This window comes from Rhodoferax sp. GT1R46 (assembly GCF_056521285.1).
In genome coordinates this window covers 244254-264346 of the sequence record NZ_JBWMBC010000006.1, presented here as the reverse complement: position 1 = coordinate 264346, position 20093 = coordinate 244254, and the positions used below count along the sequence as shown (strand labels likewise).

Genomic DNA, 20093 nt, shown 5'->3' with positions numbered 1-20093 from the left:
ACCGTGCAGTGGCGTCTGGACATCAATGGTGCTACCGAGGCTTAAACCAGATTTTTGTAGACGCCACACCCCACAAATACCTCGTCTACCTGCTGCACATAAGACATTTTGGCCTGTACCTTGCCCGTGGCAGGATTATTGATGTCGTATTCGACCCAGCCTGGCTCGCGGCTGGCTTGGTCAATGATTGCTTCCAACAACCCATTTCCATCGATTCCCGCGATATCCTGAACACGGGTGCCCACTTTAGATTTGTTGCCCCCAAAGGCGACATAGGTGCCGTTTTGATCGAGCACAAAAACGTACATGTCACGATCATGAAAGCCATTGGCGGGCTCTGTGATATCGCGCAAGAATGCATCTCTCGACGTGCGCTGGCGGTGTGCAACGGCCCTGTCGACCAGATCCACGGCTTCCTCGGCTGAGCCCTGCTGCAGTTTGAACGAAGCCACAGACTCCACCAGCGTGCTGGCGCGGCCTTCGAGGTTGACGGCTTGCGTCACGGCCTGCTCCACCATCTGGGCATTGCGTTGGGTGATCTCGTCGAGTTGCTGCACTGCCGATGTAATCTCGGACAAGCCAGAACTTTGTTCTGCGCTGGACGTAGATATCTGCGACATGCTTGCAGCAACGCCGCGGATGCCTGACACAATTTGCGTTATGTTGGCACCCGCAGCGCGGATCTTCTGGACACTGTTGGCCACCTGACTTGAGGACGTGCCGATCAGCAGACGAATTTCCTTGGCCGATTCGGCCGAACGCTGTGCGAGTGAACGCACCTCACTGGCCACCACGGCAAATCCGCGGCCTGACTCCCCGGCACGAGCCGCTTCAACCGCTGCATTCAGTGCCAGGATATTGGTCTGGAACGCCAAGCCATCAATAACGCCGACGATCTCATCCATCCGCTTGGCACTGCCCTGGATCGCCTCCACCGACTCGATGGCCTGGCTCATGGTGGTCGCCCCGCTGTCGGCTGCATCTCGCAACTGGGCCGCCTGCGCATTGGCTTGGCTGGCCGTATTGGCGTTTTCCTGAACAGTGGATGAGAGCTCTTCGACACTGGCCGCCGTCTGCTCCAGATTGGCCGCCTGTTGTTCGGTGCGGTCTGACAAGTCCCGGTTGCCCGCAGCCAAGCTCTTGCCAGAATGGGCTACAAAGGCCGCATTGCTGCGCACGTTTGCGACCATGCCGGAGACGGTACGACCCAGTTGCCCCATTGATGCAGCGAGGCTACCCAATTCGTCCTGACCGTGGCTGACAAGATTCTGCCGCAGGTCACCAGCCACCATTTTTTTCGCCGCGAGAATGACTTCACCCAGATCTTGCGCAACACTGCGATGAAAGGCAACCAGAAAATACATCAACAGCGCCAACGCAATGCCGCAGGCCACCGCAGCTCCACCCGCTCCTGCTGCAAGGCCATCACCCAACACCATGTGCCACACGAGCGGAACAATCGGTAGAACGGACAGGACCGCCAACAGCGTCAGCTTTCCAGCAAAACGCAAGCTTCGCACGAGTCGGACACCAGGAGCCAGAAGGGCAGAAAACACCATTGGGAGGTCTCCAAGACTATGAGCAAGGGCTTATGTATGTCCCTTTGATGTTGATTCTACGATTGAAAATCATCGCAATGGCCGACAAATCTGATGAACTACACCGTGCAAAAATAGACCATCAGGTACACACTTGCGCGGAGAAAGCGCGCACGACCTCAGGCGGCGCCTGCACCAGCTCGATCAAAACGCCTTCCCCTGCGATCGGAAACTCGTCATTCGATTTGGGATGCAGGAAACAGATATCAAACCCGGCCGCACCCTTGCGAATACCGCCAGGCGCAAAACGTACGCCCTGCGCCGCAAGCCATTCGACTGCAGTAGGCAAGTCATCGATCCACAGTCCCACGTGATTCAGCGGAGTCGTGTGCACGGCCGGTTTTTTGTCCGGGTCAATGGGCTGCATGAGATCAACCTCTACTTTGAACGGGCCGCTGCCGATGGCACAGATGTCTTCGTCCACATTTTCGCGCTCGCTCTTGAAGGTGCCGGTCACCTCCAGACCCAGCATGTCGACCCAGAGTCTTTGCAGTTTGCTTTTATCCGGAGCGCCAATGGCGATTTGCTGGATGCCCAGCACCGTAAAAGGTCGTTGTGTCATGACGTCGATCCTCAGACAAATTCAACAATCGGCTGGTCCACGGTCAGGCTCTCGCCTTTGGCTGCCAGCACCTTGCCCACCACGCCATCGGCTTGCGCAAACAGCACGTTTTCCATCTTCATGGCTTCAATGACCGCCACGCGCTCACCAGCCTGAACCTTTTGGCCGACGACTACAGCCACATCCACCAGCAGGCCCGGCATGGGGGACAGTACATAGCGGCTCATGTCTGGCGCCGCTTTGTGCGGCATCAGGGCGTGCAACTCGGCCATGCGGGGAGACACTACCAAGGCATCTATGCGGGTCCCGTTGTGCTGCAACCGCAAAGCCAACGGGTTGCGGGGCGTACCCCGTTCCACCTGGGCGTTGAACGGCTGGCCATTCACCGTGCCATGGATGGCGATGTCGTTCAAGCGCGAGTTGCTACGAATTTCATAGCTGGACGCGCCTATTCTCACCCGGGCAGAGCCCGTATCGCCTACAAACTCATCCACATGCACCGGGGTGTAGCTGTTCTCACCGGTCGCGCCCAGTGTGATCACGACGTAGTCCTTGCCCGCGTTGACGGCATACCCAGGCAGTTGGCCCGAAATACCGGCAGCGCGCTCCCTGGACTTGCGGCGCACAAATGCAGCCAGTGCCAACAGGAACGACGGATCTTCGTGCGGCACATCTTCCGCGGCAAAGCCCTTGCCGTAGTTCTCGGCAATAAAGCCGGTGTTGAAATCACCCGCCACAAACTTGGGGTGTGCCAACAAGGCAGATTGAAATGGGATGTTGCTGCTGATGCCGCGAATCACAAAGCCGTTAAGGGCTTCGCGCATTTTGACAATGGCATCCATACGGTCAGTGCCGTGCACGATGAGCTTGGCGATCATCGAGTCGTAGAACATGGGGATTTCGCCGCCGTCTTGCACGCCGGTGTCCACGCGAACACCCAACCAGTCCTGCGTATTGGCCTGGAACATGGTCTGCTCGGGTGGCGCAAAGCGCACCAAGCGACCAGTCGACGGCAAAAAGTTGCGGAACGGGTCTTCGGCGTTGATGCGGCATTCCATGGCCCAGCCATTGCGTTTGACTTCGGCTTGCGTGAGCGGCAACTTTTCGCCCGCCGCCACGCGGATCATCAGTTCCACCAAGTCGAGCCCGGTAATGCACTCGGTCACAGGATGCTCCACCTGCAGGCGGGTGTTCATCTCCAGGAAGTAAAAGCTCTGGTCTTTGCCGACCACAAACTCGACCGTACCCGCGCTCTGGTAGTTCACCGCCTTGGCCAGCTGCACCGCCTGCTCGCCCATGGCTTTGCGGGTGGCCTCGCTGATAAAGGGGCTTGGCGCCTCTTCAATCACCTTCTGGTGGCGGCGCTGGATCGAGCACTCGCGCTCGTTCAGGTAAATCACGTTGCCAAAGCTGTCGCCGATCAGCTGGATTTCGATGTGGCGGGGCTCTTCGACAAACTTCTCGATAAACACGCGGTCATCGCCAAAGCTGTTGCGCGCTTCGTTGCGGCAGCTGGTGAAGCCTTCAAACGCTTCTTTGTCATTGAAAGCCACGCGAAGGCCCTTACCGCCGCCGCCGGCGCTGGCCTTGATCATCACGGGGTAGCCAATGCTCTGGGCAATTTCGACGGCCTTTTCAGGCGTCTCGATCGCGTCGTTCACGCCGGGAATGCAGTTCACACCTGCGGCACCGGCCAGCTTCTTGGACTCAATCTTGTCGCCCATGGCGCCAATAGAGTGGTGCTTGGGGCCGATGAAAATGATGCCCTCTTCTTCCACGCGCTTGGCAAAGCCAGCGTTTTCGCTCAAAAATCCATAGCCGGGATGCACCGCTTGCGCACCCGTCTGCTTGCAGGCGGCAATGATCTTGTCGGCCACCAGATAGCTCTCGCGGCTCGCAGCGGGGCCAATGTGCACGGCCTCGTCCGCCATCATCACATGGCGTGCGTCCTTGTCAGCATCGGAATATACGGCCACGGTTTTGATGCCCATCTTGCGGGCGGTGGCGATGACGCGGCAGGCGATTTCGCCACGGTTGGCGATCAGAATTTTGGTGAACATTTGCAGTCTCCTAACGGTGTTGGTGTGCCAGTAATGGCATGTTTTTTGTTCGTGTGGCTGTATGGCTGGGCTCGCAGCGGACACGGCGTATCCACCTCCGCGAATGTCCTCCGCCCGCTGCGCGGGCTCCCCCTTGATTTCGCTGCGGCAGACACACCATGCCCGCCGCTGCGAAGGGAGGCTCCTGCTGGCCGACGACATACACGACATCCAGGATCGGGCTGCCCGGGCGTTTTGCGCAGGTCAAGGAGGAGCGCGCAGCGCGGGGGACACGGAGCAAAACGTCCGGGTAGCCCGAGCCAGCGCGAGAACAGTTCATGGACATGCGAAAACTCAGAGTGGAATGTTTCCGTGCTTGCGCCACGGGTTTTCCAGCTTCTTGTCTTTGAGCATCACCAGTGAGCGGCAGATGCGCTTGCGGGTCTCGCTGGGCAAAATCACGTCGTCAATAAAGCCACGAGCGCCGGCCACAAACGGATTGGCAAAACGGGCTTTGTATTCAGCCTCTTTGGCAGCCAGCTTCGCAGGGTCGCCCTTGTCTTCGCGGAAGATGATTTCAACCGCGCCCTTGGCACCCATCACCGCAATCTCGGCGTTAGGCCAGGCAAAGTTCACGTCACCGCGCAAGTGCTTGGAGGCCATCACGTCATACGCGCCGCCGTAAGCTTTGCGGGTAATGACGGTGATTTTTGGCACGGTGCACTCGGCATACGCATACAGCAGTTTGGCGCCGTGCTTGATGATGCCGCCGTACTCTTGCGAGGTGCCGGGCATGAAACCGGGTACATCCACAAACGTGATGACCGGGATATTGAACGCATCGCAAAAGCGCACAAAACGCGCCGCCTTGATGGAGCTCTTGATGTCCAGGCAACCCGCCAGCACCAGCGGCTGGTTGGCCACGATACCCACGCTCTGGCCGTCCATTCGGGCAAAGCCGATGAGGATGTTCTTGGCGTATTCGGGCTGCAGTTCAAAGAAGTCGCCATCGTCCACCGTCTTGACAATCAACTCCTTCATGTCATAGGCCTTATTGGCGTTGTCGGGCACCAGGGTGTCAAGGCTTTTGTCAATACGGTCGCTAGGGTCGCCGCTCTTGCGCACAGGCGCTTTTTCGCGGTTGCTAAGCGGCAGGTAGTTGTAGAGACGGCGCAGCATCAGCAGAGCTTCCACATCGTTCTCAAACGCCAAGTCAGCTACACCGCTCTTGGTGGTGTGAGTGATGGCGCCGCCCAGTTCTTCGGCCGTCACGTCTTCGTGCGTCACGGTCTTCACCACTTCAGGGCCGGTGACGAACATGTAGGAACTGTCTTTCACCATGAAGATGAAGTCGGTCATGGCCGGGCTGTATACCGCGCCGCCGGCCGATGGCCCCATGATCATGCTGATTTGCGGAATGACGCCGCTGGCCATCACGTTGCGCTGGAACACGTCGGCATAGCCGCCCAAGCTGGCCACACCTTCCTGAATGCGGGCGCCGCCCGAGTCGTTCAAGCCGATGACCGGTGCGCCGACCTTCATGGCCTGGTCCATCACCTTGCAAATTTTTTCGGCATGGGCTTCTGACAGCGCGCCACCGAACACGGTGAAATCCTGGCTGAACACAAACACCAGGCGGCCGTTGATCATGCCGTAGCCGGTGACCACGCCGTCGCCGGGAATCTTGTTGTCCTGCATGCCGAAGTCCACACAGCGGTGCTCGACGAACATGTCCCACTCTTCAAACGTTCCTTCGTCGAGCAGCAGCTCCAGACGCTCGCGGGCGGTGAGTTTGCCCTTTTTGTGCTGGGCTGCGATGCGCTTTTCGCCGCCGCCCTGGCGCGCGAGTTCGCGCTTGGCTTCCAACTGTTCAAGAATGTCGTGCATGGTTTTCTTCTTTCAGGTCAGTGATGGGGTTAAATTTAGTTGCTACTTAATTGATAGCTGGTAACGCAGTACTAGCGAGGGCTGCAAGCAGATTTCGTGCTGCAGTAGAGGCTGCCATCTGGCCGGACGCCACGGCGCTGGTCAACTCGGGCAAGCGCGCACGCACTGCGGGGTTTTGCTTGAAGGCGTGCTTCAAACCGGCGTCAATGCGCTCCCACATCCAGGCCAGGGACTGGTTCTGGCGGCGGCTGGCCGATTGGCCGTTGGCGGTCTGCAGGGTCTGGAATTGGGTGACGGCGCTCCAGAAGTCATCAATGCCTTCACTTTTCAAAGCGCTGAGCCGAATCGCCTGCGGATGCCACACCGTGGCCGAATGCGGATCGTGGCCCGGGCTGCCGTGCATGCCCAGCAGGCGCAGGGATGACGCAATTTGGGCCTGCGCCCGCGTGGCGGCGTCGGGGTCAATATCGGCCTTGTTGATGAGCACCAGGTCGGCCAGCTCCATCACGCCCTTTTTGATGGATTGCAGGTCGTCGCCCGCATTGGGCAGCTGCATCAGCACAAACATGTCGGTCATGCCCTGCACCGCCGTCTCGCTTTGGCCCACGCCCACGGTTTCCACAATCACGATGTCGTACCCCGCCGCCTCACAGACCAGCATGGCTTCACGGGTTTTCTCGGCCACACCGCCCAGGGTGCCGCTGCTGGGGCTGGGGCGGATATAGGCTTCCTCGCGCACCGAGAGCAGCTCCATGCGGGTCTTGTCGCCCAAGATGGAGCCGCCCGATACCGTGCTGGACGGGTCAATGGTGAGCACCGCCACGCGGTGGCCTTTGCCAATCAAATACAGGCCCAGCGCCTCGATAAAGGTGGACTTGCCAACGCCCGGCACACCGCTGATGCCCAGCCGGAAGGACTTGCCCGTGTGCGGCAGCAAGGCCGTCAAGAGTTCATCGGCCAGCGCACGGTGGTCCGCGCGGGTGGATTCCAACTGCGTGATGGCTTTGGCGATGGCGCGGCGCTGCTGGGGGCCAGCGTCTTGCGTAATCGCGGCAACGGAAATGGGGTTCACAAGATTCAGGCGATGGCTTTGTTGATTTGCGCCAGCACATCCTTGGCAGACACCGGAATCGGCGTGCCAGGGCCATAGATGCCCCTGACGCCCGCGGCATACAGCATGTCGTAGTCCTGGCGCGGAATCACGCCACCCACAAACACGATGATGTCGTCGGCGCCCTGCTTTTTCAGCTCGGCGATGATGGCGGGCACCAGCGTTTTGTGGCCGGCAGCCAGGGTGCTCACGCCCACGGCATGCACGTCGTTTTCAATCGCCTGGCGGGCACATTCTTCGGGGGTCTGGAACAGCGGGCCCATGTCCACGTCAAAGCCCAGGTCGGCAAAAGCGGTGGCTACCACTTTGGCACCACGGTCATGGCCGTCCTGGCCCAGCTTGCTGATCATGACGCGAGGGCGACGGCCTTGCGCTTCGGCAAAGTCGGCAATGTCTTTCTTCAGCTGGTTCCAGTATTCCAGGGTGTCGCCTTCGGCCGAGTCGTAGGCCGCAGCGTACACGCCCGACACCTTCTGGGTATCGGCACGGTGGCGGCCATAGACCTTTTCCAGCGCGTCACTCACTTCACCCACGGTAGCCCGCAGGCGCATGGCCTGAATGGACAGGTCCAGCAAGTTGCCCGTGCCGCTTTCTGCTGCAAAAGTGATAGCAGTCAGCGCAGCATCCACGAGGGCTGTGTCGCGTTTTGCCTTGATAGCGTTGAGGCGGGCGATCTGGCCATCACGCACCGCCACGTTGTCGATGTCACGGGACTCAATGGCGTCTTCGGTCTTGAGTTTGTACTTGTTGACGCCCACAATCACGTCCTGCCCACTGTCGATGCGGGCCTGCTTTTCGGCGGCAGCGGCTTCGATTTTGAGCTTGGCCCAGCCGCTGTCCACGGCCTTGGTCATGCCGCCCATGGCTTCCACTTCTTCGATGATCTTCCACGCGGCATCGGCCATGTCTTGCGTCAGCTTTTCCATCATGTAGCTGCCGGCCCAAGGGTCCACCACATTGGTGATGTGGGTTTCTTCCTGGATGATGAGCTGGGTGTTGCGCGCAATGCGGCTGGAAAACTCGGTGGGCAAAGCAATGGCCTCGTCCAGCGCGTTGGTGTGCAGGCTTTGGGTGCCGCCAAACACGGCTGCCATGGCTTCGATGGTGGTGCGCACCACGTTGTTGTAGGGGTCTTGCTCAGTGAGCGACCAGCCCGAAGTCTGGCAGTGGGTGCGCAGCATGAGCGATTTGGGGCTCTTGGCGTCAAAGCCTTTCATGATGCGGCACCACAGCAGGCGGGCCGCGCGCATCTTGGCCACTTCCAGGTAGAAGTTCATGCCAATGGCCCAGAAGAAGGACAGGCGCCCGGCGAACTCATCCACGTCCAGCCCGGTGGCAATGGCGGTTTTCACATACTCTTTGCCGTCGGCCAGCGTGAAGGCCAGCTCCAGCGCCTGGTTGGCGCCTGCCTCTTGCATGTGGTAACCCGAGATGCTGATCGAGTTGAACTTAGGCATGTTTTTGGCGGTGTAGCCAATGATGTCGCCAATGATGCGCATGCTGGGCGCGGGCGGGTAGATGTAGGTGTTGCGCACCATGAACTCTTTCAGAATGTCGTTCTGAATGGTTCCTGACAGCTTGTCTTGCGACACGCCCTGCTCTTCGGCGGCCACCACGTAACCGGCCAGCACGGGCAGCACAGCGCCGTTCATGGTCATGGAGACGCTGACTTTGTCCAGCGGAATCTGGTCAAACAGAATCTTCATGTCCTCCACCGAATCAATCGCTACACCGGCCTTGCCCACGTCGCCCGTCACACGCGGATGGTCACTGTCGTAGCCACGGTGTGTGGCCAAGTCAAACGCCACCGACACGCCCTGCCCGCCTGCGGCCAGCGCCTTGCGGTAGAAAGCGTTGGACTCTTCGGCGGTCGAAAAACCCGCGTATTGGCGAATGGTCCAGGGGCGCACGGCGTACATGGTGGCCTGTGGGCCGCGCAGGTAGGGCTCAAAGCCGGGCAAGGTGTTGGTGTATTGCAGGTTGGCAGTGTCTTCAGCGGTGTAGAGCGGCTTGACGGAGATGCCGTCCGGAGTGATCCAGTTCAGCGCCTCGACATTGCCGCCGGGAGCCGACTTGGCTGCAGCCTTGGCCCAGGCGTCCAGGTTGGCGGCTTTGAATTCAGGGTTCTTTTCGGTCATGACAAATCCAATCTTCCGTATGCAGACGCCGTTGGAAGGCGGCTGCAGGCAATTAAGGGCCGTTAAATGAATGGCGAACGAGCCCACAGTGCTTGAGCCAGCGCAATCTTTTAGTTTACATTATTCATAATTATTGATTCAAAATATTCTATTCAGCTTACAAGGTGCCTATGGCAGCGCTTCCAACCGATTCCCCCAATGACCGCTCGCTTGCGCCCCGCGCACTGTATGTTGAGGTAGCGGAGCGGCTGCGTCAACGCATATTCAGCCAGGAACTGGAGCCCGGCAGCTGGATTGATGAGCTCAAGATTGCCGAGGCCTACGGCATCAGCCGCACACCCCTGCGCGAAGCACTCAAGGTGTTGGCGGCCGAGGGCTTGATCACCATGAAGGTGCGCCGCGGAGCCTATGTGACCGAGGTTTCCACCCGCGACCTCTCCGACGTGTACCACCTGCTCAGCCTGTTGGAGAGCGATGCCGCCGGCGTGGTGGCCACCCAGGCAACCAACGCGCAGTTACAAGAATTGCAAACACTGCACCGTGAACTGGAAGCCGCCGCACTGCCCGGTCAGCATGACCGTGAACGCTTCTTTGCAATCAACGAGCGTTTTCACATGCGCTTGCTGGAGATCGCCGACAACCGCTGGCGCGACCAGATGGTGGCCGATCTGCGCAAGGTTATGAAGCTGAATCGGCACAACTCGCTGTTCAAGTCAGGACGCATTGACGAGTCACTGCAAGAGCACCGCGCCATCATGGAAGCGCTAACCGCGCGGGATGCCAAAGCTACGGTGCTGCGGATGCAGGCGCATTTTGCCAACGGCCTGGCAGCCGCCGCTTGAAACAGTCCCTACAATTCAGTGAAAAACATCCACCCTGACCGGATATGCCAGCGGTCGTTTGAGGATGGCAGGGAGACCGACCATACCAATGCTCCATGACAGACCCGACCAATCCGCTGGCTGACCACGCGCCTGCGATTTCCCAGCAGCAAACACTGCTTGAATACCAAGCCATTCTTGAAAATGCCTCGGTTGGAATTTCGTTCACACGCGACAGACAGGTGTTGCACTGCAATCCCAAGTTTTCAGAGATCTTCGGATGGCCACACGGAGAACTGGTTGGCCAGCCCGGCTCGATTTTCTATCTCTCCGATGAAGACTATGTAGAAATAGGTCAGTTGGCGTCCCCCATCCTGACCAGTGGTGGCCTGTTTGACCGTGAAATTGCCCTGCGCCGCAAAGACGGCAGCACGGTGGTTTGCCAAATGCGGGCCAAGGCCATCAACCCCCAGAACACCGCCGAAGGAACGATCTGGATCGCGGAGGACATTGGTGAGCGCAAACGCGCCCGGATCGAACTCGATGAACTGATGCTCAGGCAAAAGGCCATTCTCGAAAATGCCTCGGTCGGCATCATGTTTACCCGCAATGGGCTGGTTGTGCATTGCAACCCGAGCGCTGAAGGCATCCTGGGCTGGTCACCCGGTACGCTGGCAGGACACAAGGCGCAGGTGTTCTTCCCGAACAGCGAGGATTACGCCCGCTTCGGTGAGACGGTCGGCCACAAGCTGGCCGCTGGTGAACTGATTGACGTTGAATGGCTCAACGCCCGCGAGGATGGCTCACTGATCTGGTGCCGCAATCTGGCCAAAGCCCTGCAAACAGCCGACGGGAGCCGCAGCACCATCTGGATTACCGAAGATATCAGCGAGCGCAAAGCCACTCAGGAGGCGCTAATCAACGCGCACAGGGAGCTTGAATTCAGGGTACAGGAGCGCACCACCGAGTTGGCAAAAGCCCATCAGCAGTTCAAGACCATGTTCGAGAGCTCGCCGATTGCAACGTATGCCAGAGACATCAACCACGTGGTCACCAGCTGGAACCCTGCCGCTGAACGGTTGTTTGGCTGGAGTGCACGTGAAATAGTGGGCCACCCCGTGCCAATCAATCCTGAAGGCAAATGGGATGAAACAGTAGATTTGCGATGCAGGGTACTCAACGGGGAAACGATCGTGCAGCTCGAACTGGTGCGGCAACGGCGCGATGGAACCGCCGTCGACGTAAGCGTGACGCTTGCACCCCTGAAGGACTCATCCGACCGTTTGTACGGGTACCTCACCATCGCTGCGGACATCACGCAGCGCAAGGCTGCCGAGCAAAAGATTCGACAACTGGCTTACCACGATCCGTTGACAGGACTACCCAACCGATTGCTGATGCGCGACCGGTTTCAGCAGGCCGTGGCCCACGCCGATCGCGCGAAGACCAAGGTCGCATTGCTGTTCCTGGATCTGGACAACTTCAAAAACATCAACGACTCGCTAGGCCATGCCGCCGGCGATGCCATGCTCACAGAAGTGGCCGCCCGATTGGCCCAATGCGTACGTGAAACCGACACCATCAGCCGCCAGGGTGGTGATGAATTTTTGATCGTACTCAGCGATCTGTCAGACGTCGAGTCGATACCGCCCATTTTGACCAAGCTGATGGACCGGTTGCAAGAACCGTTTCATGCCGATGAACAAGAACTCTCGACGTCCGTCTCTGTCGGTATCACCCTATTTCCGGACGATGGATGTGACTTCGAAAACCTCTTGAAGAAAGCCGACATAGCCATGTATCGGGCGAAAGATGCCGGACGCAACACCTACCGGTTCTTTGATGAGTCCATGAACACCGAGGCGGTGGAGCGTCTGGCCATGCAAAACGGGTTGCGCCGCGCGCTTGAACGCCAGGAGTTTGTGTTGCATTACCAGCCCAAAATCGAACTCGTCAGCGGCAGAGTCATCGGTGCAGAAGCGCTGATTCGCTGGAACCATCCGGACCGGGGCATGATTCCACCAGGACGCTTCATCCCGGTAGCCGAAGAAAGTGGCCTGATTGTGGCGATTGGCGATTGGGTAATACATGAAGCTTGCCGCCAGGCCATGGCCTGGAAACTCGCAGGACTGCCGGAGCTGTCGATGGCCGTCAACCTTTCTGCCGTGCAGTTCAAGCGCGGCGATGTGGGGGCGGCCGTGGTACATGCGCTGGAAGAGACGGGGCTCGAACCCGCCCTGCTGGAACTGGAATTGACTGAATCCATTCTTATCCAGAATGTCGAAAGTGTGCTGGCCACCGTCCAGGGTTTAAAACGGCTGGGAATCACGCTTTCGATTGACGATTTTGGAACGGGTTATTCCAGCCTGTCCTACCTCAAGCGATTTGACATAGACAAGCTCAAGATAGACCAATCCTTCATTCGCGACCTGGCAAGCGATCCCAACGATGCAGCCATCGTGCGGGCCATCATCCAGATGGCGCGCAGCCTCAATCTCAAAACCGTAGCCGAGGGTGTCGAAACGATTGCCGCGCTGGAAAAGCTTCAGACTTTCGGTTGTGATGAATCGCAGGGCTACCTCTTTGCGCGACCCATGCCAGCCGATGAATTTGAGCGGTACCTGTCCCAATTGCCGGACGGTCGGGCAATCACGGTGCGACTGGACTCCCGGAACTGACTGCTGCGTTCGCGCGCTGCAGGACCTCATGGGAGCCCATCCCCTTGAGGTGGTGATCACTCCACACTTGCCGCCAGCGCCGCGCACCGGGCTGGCCATGGCGCAGGCCCAGCATGTGCCGTGCAACATTGCTCCAGGGGGTGCCGTGCGCAGCAGCCTCGCGTTCCATGTAGTCCACCATGTGCTGCTCTACCGCATCACGGGTGAGGTCTGACGGCGTTTGCCCGTAGAAAGTGGAGTCCCAAGTAGTCATGCACCAGGGGTTGTGATATGCCTCACGGCCCACCATCACGCCATCCAGGTGATTCAATTGCTCGGCGATCTGTGCATCGGTGGTGATGCCGCCATTGACCACGATGCGCAGTTGGGGAAAATCGGCTTTAAGCCGGTGCGCCACCTCGTATCGCAGCGGCGGCACTTCGCGGTTTTCTTTCGGTGACAGCCCTTTGAGCCAGGCGTTACGGGCATGGACGATAAAAACGGAGCAGCCCGCCTCGCTGACCGACCCCACAAAATCACGAACAAAGTCGTAACTCTCGCTTTTGTCGATGCCAATGCGGTGCTTGACAGTGACCGGCACGCTCACCACATCGACCATGGCCTTGACGCAATCGGCCACCAGTTGCGGCTCGTTCATCAAACACGCACCAAATGCGCCGCGCTGCACCCGTTCGCTGGGGCAACCGCAGTTCAGATTGATTTCATCGTAGCCCCATTGCTCGCCGAGTTTTGCGCAGTGCGCAAGATCGCCCGGTTCACTTCCACCCAGCTGCAAGGCAACAGGATGCTCTTGCGCATTGAAGGCAAGATGCCGCGCCACGTCACCGTGGATCAATGCGCCAGTGGTCACCATTTCGGTGTACAGCAAAGCGTGGCGCGTAAGCAGGCGGTGAAAATAGCGGCAATGGCGGTCAGTCCAGTCCATCATCGGGGCGACGCTGAGCCGCCACCGGTCCGCAGAAGTGTGCAAAGGAATTACAGCCCGGTCGATACCAGAAGAAATGGGGTCAAGAGACATGGTGGGGATTATCCCCGCCCGGCCCGTCATCCAGGGCTACGACACCATTGCGCCCTTGGCGTTTTGCCTGGTATAAGGCCTTGTCGGCCCGCTCAACCAGGCTTGCAGGGGAGTCCGACTTGGTTGCGAATGCAACGCCCAAACTGGCCGTCAGGTTGCGATGCGGGCACTCCGTCGTTTCAATGGCACGACGAATCCGCTCAGCAACCACCATGGCTTCCGCACAATCGGTATTCGGGAGGATGACTGCAAACTCCTCTCCGCCATATCGGGCCACATGGTCGTAGTTGCGAGCCTCCGCCCGCAAGGTTTGTGCGAGTGTGTGCAAAATACCATCACCTGCAACATGACCAAAATCGTCGTTAAACGCTTTGAAATGATCCACATCGACCATGACCAGCGCCATTGGAAGATGCGCGCGCTGAAAACGTGCATGCTCCTCTTCCAGAACGCGGTCAAATGCGCGGCGGTTCAAAAGATCCGTGAGTGAGTCAGTCTGGGTTTGCCGGGACAGTTGCTGGTTCAATTCCTCCAGACGTTTCTGATAACTCTCCAGCTGCTTTTGGCGCGCTGTTTGTGCCTGGGCCAACAGACGCAATTCAGCATTGGCCCGCCGCAAGGCCAACAACTCACTGACTTGCCGGGACAATGCTTTCAGGGCTTCGGCCATGGCGGGCGTCAGGGTGCGAGGAACCCGGTCCAACACGCACACCGTTCCCAAGGCTGAGCCGGATGGCGTGAGCAGCGGCGCGCCAGCGTAGAACCGGATATTCGGGTCACCCGTTACCAACGGGTTGGTGGCAAAGCGGCGGTCCAGCGATGCATCGTGAACCTCCATGATTTGCTCAGGTTCAAGAATCGCATGCGCGCAGAAAGCTTGGCCCCGCGGCGTTTCCATTACATCGACACCCACTTTAGCCTTGAACCACTGACGATCCTCGTCCACCAGGGAAATCAGCGCCATGGGCACGCCACAGATGAGCGCTGCAAGGCTAACAATATCGTCATAGGCCTGTTCGGCCGGGGTGTCGAGCACAACGTAGCTTTTGAGCGCCTGCAATCGCAGAGACTCAAGGGAGTTGAAAGTGTCGTCCATGGGTGTCAGCGAGTGCGATTCGTTTTGAGAGCGAGAGAATTATGGCGTAACGCACCAGGGTGCGCCATTGTGTGCCAATGCCATCCATAGGGCCCAACCCGAACTTGCGGCGAGCGCAGCCCCTGCCAGCCGAATGCCCCATTGGCCGCTACCCCCACGAAGGGTGCCGCCCGATGCGCCGCGCAGTCGCAGCCACAACCAGGGGCCTGCCATCATGGTGACACTGGTACCCAACGCAAAGAGTGCCATCACCATGGCACCGCCCAGAGAGCTACCGGCCATGGCGGCTACCAGAAGTGCCGAATACAACAGGCCGCAGGGCAAAAAGGCCCACAAAGCGCCCAATACCAGTGGGGCACCACCTCCCCAGCGAGCGGCAAACGACCTGGTGTAACCCCACACCTTGCGCGCGGCGCTCTCCAGCCACATTGGCTGGCGCGCCTGCAGCAACAGCATCAGCCCCAGCACAAAGGCCGCCACATGGAAAAGGGACCACACCGGCCGCAACGCTGCCGACTGGACAGTCAGCCAGCCCAAGCCCTGCAGAGAAGCTGCGGCCACGGCACCCAGCACGGAATACCCTACCACTCGCCCCAATTGAAACGTCCACAGAGCAGCATTTTTACGCGAGCCGGCTGCCTGTCCAATACCCGCGCAGGCGGCGCCGCACATGGCTACGCAGTGGGGTCCACCCACTAGCCCCATCAACAGAGCAGTGAGCGCCAAAGAAGATTGCATCTGCCGATGCTAAATGATCTTGGAAAAACGCGCCCGTGTGCGGTCTGTCTGCAAATAACGGTCAAACACCATAGCCACCGCACGCACAAAAAACCAGCCCTGAGCGGTGACCTGAATACCGGCGGAATCAACAGTGACCATGCCTTGATCGGAAAGATCCGCAAGCGCTTCCAGCTCTTTGGCGAAATAGCTTTGAAAATCTACCAAATAGGCCAGATTGATCGACTCGAACTGCAATTCGCCCTGGCACATCAGCGCCATGATGACGGCACGGCGAACCAAGTCATCGCGCGACAGTGCCAGACCGCGCACCACGGGGAATCGTCCTTGGTCGAGGAGATCGCAATACTCCTCCATCGACTTGGCGTTCTGGCTATATGTCGCGCCGATCCGACCAATGGATGACACGCCCAGGCCAATCAGGTCGCAATCTGGCTGGGTGCTGTACCCCTGGAAATTGCGGTGCAGGCGTCCCTGGCGCTTGGCCACAGCCAACGCGTCTTCCGGCAAGGCAAAGTGATCCATGCCGACGTACACATAACCCGCACCCATGAACGCAGCCAGCGAACGGGACAGCATGGACACTTTGGCTGCCCCACTGGGCAATGACACAGTAGCAATGCGCCTTTGCGGCTTGAACCGTTCTGGCAAATGGGCGTAGGCATAAAGGGCAATCCGGTCGGGGCGCAACTCGTTGACCTGCGCCAGTGTGCGATCAAAGGACTCCGGACTTTGTTGGGGAAGTCCGTAGATCAGATCCACATTGATCGACTCAAACCCGCGCTCGCGTGCGGCCGCCACCAGAGCAAACACCTGCTCGGCAGGTTGCACTCGATGCACTGCTTTTTGCACCGCCGGATCAAAGTCTTGCACCCCAAAGCTCAGCCGGTTGAACCCAAGCTCGGCCAGGGTGTCGAGCCTGGAGGCGTCGATGGTTCGGGGGTCCACCTCAATGGAGTATTCGCCCCCAGGTGCAAACGTGAAATTGCGACGCAACATGGTCATCAACTCACGCAATTCGTCGTCACTCAAAAATGTAGGACTACCCCCACCAAGATGGACCTGACTGACTGTTTGGCCCAAACCGATTTGGGCCGTGTGCAAATCAACCTCACGGCTAAGGTAGCGCAGGTACGGCGCTGCACGGTCATGGTGCTTGGTAATGATTTTGTTGCAGGCACAGTAATAACACAGCGACTCGCAAAACGGGATGTGTACATAGAGCGAAAGCGGCAAGTTCATGGCAGCAGCGCCACCGCGCCGCATTGTCAGGGCCTGCGCGTAGTCATCCGCCGTAAATGCTTCGACAAAACGGTCTGCGGTTGGGTACGAGGTGTAGCGCGGGCCCGCCACGTCGTATCGACGCAACAAATCATCATTTATGGTTTCAGCAACTGGTTTCATGAACGCTCCAAGACAAGGGCTACTGTGCCGCCATTTGACTTTCCATCACTTGATTTGCATCAAGAACTTCGAAACTGGGTAAACTGGCCTGTCACTTACACTAGGTGAAATCCATGCCTGATCAAACATCCAAGCCCAACTCAGTCGCCGAAACCCGGGTGCCCCTTGCCGCGCATGCCGATTCCAAGATGGTCGCGATGAGCCCTCAATCCATCAAGGTGGCCTGCTCCAGCTGCAATTTGCGCGAACTGTGCATGCCGCTGGGGCTCAGTCCGGCTGAGCTTGATCGCATTGACGACGTCGTGGCTAGTCGACGCAAAGTCAAACGTGGAGACATACTTTTTCGCAATGGCGAAAGGTTTACCAGTCTTTACGCCATTCGCACCGGATTTTTCAAAACCTGCGTGGCTTCTGAGGATGGCCGGGACCAAGTTACGGGTTTTCAGATGGCTGGCGAAGTGATCGGGCTGGATGGCATTGTTAACGACTATCACACCTGCGATGCGGTGGCCCTGGAAGATGCCGAGGTATGCGTCATGCCCTTTGACCGCATTGAGGAGCTGTCGAGAGAGGTCAACGCCCTGCAACGCCATGTCCACAAGATCATGAGCCGCGAAATCGTCCGCGAAAATGGAGTGATGCTGCTGCTGGGGAGCATGCGCGCGGAAGAGCGCCTGGCGGCTTTCTTGCTGAATCTGGTGCAACGGCTGCATGCGCGGGGGTTTTCGCAATCCGAGTTGGTACTGCGGATGACGCGCGAGGAAATTGGAAGCTATCTTGGACTGAAGCTGGAAACCGTCAGCCGAACTTTCTCAAAATTTGTGGAAGAAGGCATAGTGGAAGTGAAGCAGCGCCACGTCCGGATACTCAATACCGATGCACTCAAAGACATCGTGAACCCCAAGGTTTGCAACTGACTCTGGCTGTTGCACCTGTAATCAGCAAGAACCCTGTTTGGGGCAGCCGTCCGGACGGTCCGTCTCTGGCAGAGGGCAGCGATTGACCTCAAAGGGCGACATGGACAACAGTGTGGTCAAGGCGCTTGAAGCCATGGTGAGACCCCAAAACACAAAAAATGCGACGGTGTATACCCCTTGGCGAGACCAGTCCAGCGGCTGACCAAACCAGTGCAGATCCTGCGGGTCAATCATCGCAAAAACCAGTATTTCCAGCGCGCCGGCCACCAGAAACGCAGGCCAGATAATCCACATCAGTCGTTGCTGCAGCATGTTCTTCTCCTCCTGAGGACTGGGCATTTCAATGTGGAGCACCTGATGAAATCACGGCGTTTTGGGGGCAGGAACACCGGTAGCCGCATGATTGCGCGCCTGTGTGGCGGGTGCCAGACTGGACGGGTTGTCACCCAGAGTCTTGTTGATTTCTATTCCCTTTCGGTAATAGTCTTCGTCCAACACCGGATCTTTACCGACCAATGCCAGATAGAACGTCACAAATGACGCGACGACCACGATTGCGGGGCCGGAGATGACAAGCCAGACGTGACCGAACTTCCACCATGGACGCGCGGGATTCAGGTTGGATGGGGTCATGGGAAACTCCTTAACGGGGAACAATGAAAACAGATTTTTCCGACACATGGCCCTGTGAGCCTTGTGCAGAAATTTCGAAGTGAATAACGTGAGAACCTGGAGGGGCCACCTCATACGGCGCATCAATCCGAACGGCCACCCACCGCGCCTGAGTGGACTCTACGACGACTTCATCGTCAGAGACGACTGCCAAACCGGGCAGACCTTCGACCGCAATTCGGAAGCGCTGCGTAGACTCGGTCGCATTCATTACCTGAAGGCGGTAGACATTCTCAATGCGACCGCCGTCCACGACGCGTGCCAACACACCCCGATCACGAACTACATCGACCTTGAATGGGGTCCGCGTAGCCAGGCTCAAAGCCATTGCGATCACCACCGATCCAAGAATCGCCGTGTAGACCAGCACCCGTGGGCGCAGCACATGGCGCAGGGTCTGGGACCCCGTCCAGTGTTGGCTCACTGCGTTTTGGGTCGAGTACTTCACCAAGCCCCGTGCGTAACCCATCTTGTCCATGACCGTGTCGCAAACGTCGGCGCAGGCACCGCACCCAATACATTCGTATTGAAGCCCTTTGCGAATATCAATGCCGGTCGGACAAACCTGAACGCACAGACTGCAGTCCACACAGGCACCGAGTTTCAAAGTAGACAGATCTGCCTTTCTGGACCGTGCACCGCGAGGCTCACCGCGTTCTTCGTCGTAGGTGACGATAAGCGTGTCTTTGTCGAACATGGCGCTCTGGAACCGCGCGTACGGGCACATGTGCTTGCACACCTGCTCGCGCATGAAGCCCGCATTGCCATAAGTGGCAAAACCGTAGAAGAAGGTCCAGAAGATTTCCCACGAACCCATGTTGAGCTGAACGAACTCCAGACCCAACTCCTTGATCGGGGTGAAATAGCCGACGAACGTGAAGCCCGTCCACAACGCCACTGCGAGCCACAAGAGGTGCTTGCCAGATTTGCGCAGAACTTTGTCGAAATTCCACGGGCCCGCATCGCGGCGCATGCGCGCAGATCGGTCGCCTTCCAGCTTCTTCTCTATCCAGAGAAAAATTTCAGTGTAAACCGTCTGCGGACAGGCGTAACCGCACCACAAACGCCCGGCGACCGCCGTAAACAGAAACAGCGACAAAGCCGAAATGACCAAAATGCCAGTGAGATATATGAAGTCCTGTGGATACAGAACCAGATTGAAAACATAGAAGCGCCGTGAGCCCAGATCAAACAGCACAGCTTGTCGATGACCCCACTCCAGCCACGGTACGCCATAGAAGACCAACTGGGTCAAAAAGACCATGCCCCATCGCCAGTTAGAGAACAGACCCGAAACACTGCGCGGATAGATCTTCTTGTGGGCCTCGTAAAGCGACACCATCTCCGCATCGGCTCCCTCCGGTGGTTCAATGGGCCCCTTGTCAGGGGACTCCATAATGGGGATGACCTTGTG

The 20093-nt window shown here is 58.4% G+C and carries 16 protein-coding genes; 3 read left to right on the top strand and 13 right to left on the bottom strand.

Features of this window, described 5'->3' with window-relative positions:
• Positions 1–41: 41 nt before the first annotated feature.
• The 6 genes from AC097W_RS14885 to scpA all read right to left on the bottom strand — a co-directional run bounded on the left by AC097W_RS14885 (position 42) and on the right by scpA (position 9335).
• Positions 42–1559, bottom strand: coding sequence for a methyl-accepting chemotaxis protein (locus tag AC097W_RS14885; protein ID WP_479603388.1), 1518 nt, complete (start codon positions 1557–1559; stop codon positions 42–44).
• Positions 1560–1680: 121 nt separating this feature from the next.
• Positions 1681–2160 (bottom strand): VOC family protein, encoded by a 480-nt coding sequence (locus AC097W_RS14880; protein WP_479603387.1) that lies wholly within the window; start codon positions 2158–2160, stop codon positions 1681–1683.
• Positions 2161–2171: 11 nt separating this feature from the next.
• On the bottom strand, positions 2172–4220 hold the full coding sequence (locus tag AC097W_RS14875; protein WP_479603386.1) for an acetyl-CoA carboxylase biotin carboxylase subunit: 2049 nt from the start codon (positions 4218–4220) through the stop codon (positions 2172–2174).
• Positions 4221–4553: 333 nt separating this feature from the next.
• Positions 4554–6086 (bottom strand): acyl-CoA carboxylase subunit beta, encoded by a 1533-nt coding sequence (locus tag AC097W_RS14870; protein WP_479603385.1) that lies wholly within the window; start codon positions 6084–6086, stop codon positions 4554–4556.
• Between the two features lie 46 nt (positions 6087–6132).
• On the bottom strand, positions 6133–7158 hold the full coding sequence (gene meaB, locus AC097W_RS14865; protein ID WP_479603384.1) for a methylmalonyl Co-A mutase-associated GTPase MeaB: 1026 nt from the start codon (positions 7156–7158) through the stop codon (positions 6133–6135).
• A gap of 5 nt (positions 7159–7163) precedes the next feature.
• Complete coding sequence (gene scpA, locus AC097W_RS14860) at positions 7164–9335, bottom strand: methylmalonyl-CoA mutase (RefSeq protein WP_479603383.1); 2172 nt, start codon at positions 9333–9335, stop codon at positions 7164–7166.
• A gap of 170 nt (positions 9336–9505) precedes the next feature.
• Here scpA and AC097W_RS14855 point away from each other — a divergent pair, with 170 nt between their 5' ends.
• A complete protein-coding gene (locus AC097W_RS14855; RefSeq protein WP_479603382.1) occupies positions 9506–10177 on the top strand; it encodes a GntR family transcriptional regulator in 672 nt (223 codons plus the stop codon).
• A gap of 95 nt (positions 10178–10272) precedes the next feature.
• Entirely contained in the window at positions 10273–12834 is a 2562-nt protein-coding gene (locus tag AC097W_RS14850; protein ID WP_479603381.1) for a sensor domain-containing protein, read from the top strand.
• Here the strand turns inward: AC097W_RS14850 and dusA are convergent.
• The 4 genes from dusA to hemN form a co-directional block, all read right to left on the bottom strand.
• A complete protein-coding gene (gene dusA / locus AC097W_RS14845; RefSeq protein ID WP_479603429.1) occupies positions 12806–13762 on the bottom strand; it encodes a tRNA dihydrouridine(20/20a) synthase DusA in 957 nt (318 codons plus the stop codon). The two genes, AC097W_RS14850 and dusA, sit on opposite strands and share 29 nt — an antisense overlap.
• A 79-nt stretch (positions 13763–13841) precedes the next feature.
• Complete coding sequence (locus AC097W_RS14840; protein WP_479603380.1) at positions 13842–14948, bottom strand: GGDEF domain-containing protein; 1107 nt, start codon at positions 14946–14948, stop codon at positions 13842–13844.
• Between the two features lie 39 nt (positions 14949–14987).
• Positions 14988–15686, bottom strand: coding sequence for a sulfite exporter TauE/SafE family protein (locus AC097W_RS14835; RefSeq protein WP_479603379.1), 699 nt, complete (start codon positions 15684–15686; stop codon positions 14988–14990).
• A 9-nt stretch (positions 15687–15695) separates the two neighbouring features.
• Positions 15696–17090, bottom strand: coding sequence for an oxygen-independent coproporphyrinogen III oxidase (gene hemN / locus AC097W_RS14830; RefSeq protein ID WP_479603378.1), 1395 nt, complete (start codon positions 17088–17090; stop codon positions 15696–15698).
• Positions 17091–17287: 197 nt separating this feature from the next.
• On the opposite strand from hemN, the gene fnr reads away from it, so the two are divergent.
• A complete protein-coding gene (gene fnr, locus AC097W_RS14825; protein ID WP_479603428.1) occupies positions 17288–18007 on the top strand; it encodes a fumarate/nitrate reduction transcriptional regulator Fnr in 720 nt (239 codons plus the stop codon).
• Positions 18008–18028: 21 nt separating this feature from the next.
• Here the strand turns inward: fnr and AC097W_RS14820 are convergent, their stop codons facing one another.
• From AC097W_RS14820 to ccoG, 3 genes are read right to left on the bottom strand one after another with little or no spacing between them, the layout of a single operon-like run.
• The gene (locus tag AC097W_RS14820; RefSeq protein ID WP_479603377.1) at positions 18029–18319 is read right to left on the bottom strand and encodes a hypothetical protein; all 291 of its coding nucleotides are present in this window, start codon (positions 18317–18319) and stop codon (positions 18029–18031) included.
• A 51-nt stretch (positions 18320–18370) separates the two neighbouring features.
• A complete protein-coding gene (locus AC097W_RS14815) occupies positions 18371–18640 on the bottom strand; it encodes a FixH family protein (RefSeq protein ID WP_479603376.1) in 270 nt (89 codons plus the stop codon).
• Positions 18641–18650: 10 nt separating this feature from the next.
• Positions 18651–20075: a cytochrome c oxidase accessory protein CcoG gene (ccoG, locus tag AC097W_RS14810; protein ID WP_479603375.1), complete on the bottom strand. Its 1425-nt coding sequence runs from the start codon at positions 20073–20075 to the stop codon at positions 18651–18653.
• Positions 20076–20093: the final 18 nt, after the last annotated feature.

What these genes read in the sequence shown, in the direction of transcription:
- AC097W_RS14885 (WP_479603388.1), bottom strand. Translation starts at nt 1,559, where the DNA reads ATGGTGTTTTCTGCCCTTCTGGCTCCTGGTGTCCGACTCGTGCGAAGC.
- AC097W_RS14880 (WP_479603387.1), bottom strand. Translation starts at nt 2,160, where the DNA reads ATGACACAACGACCTTTTACGGTGCTGGGCATCCAGCAAATCGCCATT.
- AC097W_RS14875 (WP_479603386.1), bottom strand. Translation starts at nt 4,220, where the DNA reads ATGTTCACCAAAATTCTGATCGCCAACCGTGGCGAAATCGCCTGCCGC.
- AC097W_RS14870 (WP_479603385.1), bottom strand. Translation starts at nt 6,086, where the DNA reads ATGCACGACATTCTTGAACAGTTGGAAGCCAAGCGCGAACTCGCGCGC.
- scpA (WP_479603383.1), bottom strand. Translation starts at nt 9,335, where the DNA reads ATGACCGAAAAGAACCCTGAATTCAAAGCCGCCAACCTGGACGCCTGG.
- AC097W_RS14855 (WP_479603382.1), top strand. Translation starts at nt 9,506, where the DNA reads ATGGCAGCGCTTCCAACCGATTCCCCCAATGACCGCTCGCTTGCGCCC.
- AC097W_RS14850 (WP_479603381.1), top strand. Translation starts at nt 10,273, where the DNA reads ATGACAGACCCGACCAATCCGCTGGCTGACCACGCGCCTGCGATTTCC.
- dusA (WP_479603429.1), bottom strand. Translation starts at nt 13,762, where the DNA reads ATGATGGACTGGACTGACCGCCATTGCCGCTATTTTCACCGCCTGCTT.
- AC097W_RS14840 (WP_479603380.1), bottom strand. Translation starts at nt 14,948, where the DNA reads ATGGACGACACTTTCAACTCCCTTGAGTCTCTGCGATTGCAGGCGCTC.
- AC097W_RS14835 (WP_479603379.1), bottom strand. Translation starts at nt 15,686, where the DNA reads ATGCAATCTTCTTTGGCGCTCACTGCTCTGTTGATGGGGCTAGTGGGT.
- hemN (WP_479603378.1), bottom strand. Translation starts at nt 17,090, where the DNA reads ATGAAACCAGTTGCTGAAACCATAAATGATGATTTGTTGCGTCGATAC.
- fnr (WP_479603428.1), top strand. Translation starts at nt 17,288, where the DNA reads ATGAGCCCTCAATCCATCAAGGTGGCCTGCTCCAGCTGCAATTTGCGC.
- AC097W_RS14820 (WP_479603377.1), bottom strand. Translation starts at nt 18,319, where the DNA reads ATGCTGCAGCAACGACTGATGTGGATTATCTGGCCTGCGTTTCTGGTG.
- AC097W_RS14815 (WP_479603376.1), bottom strand. Translation starts at nt 18,640, where the DNA reads ATGACCCCATCCAACCTGAATCCCGCGCGTCCATGGTGGAAGTTCGGT.
- ccoG (WP_479603375.1), bottom strand. Translation starts at nt 20,075, where the DNA reads ATGGAGTCCCCTGACAAGGGGCCCATTGAACCACCGGAGGGAGCCGAT.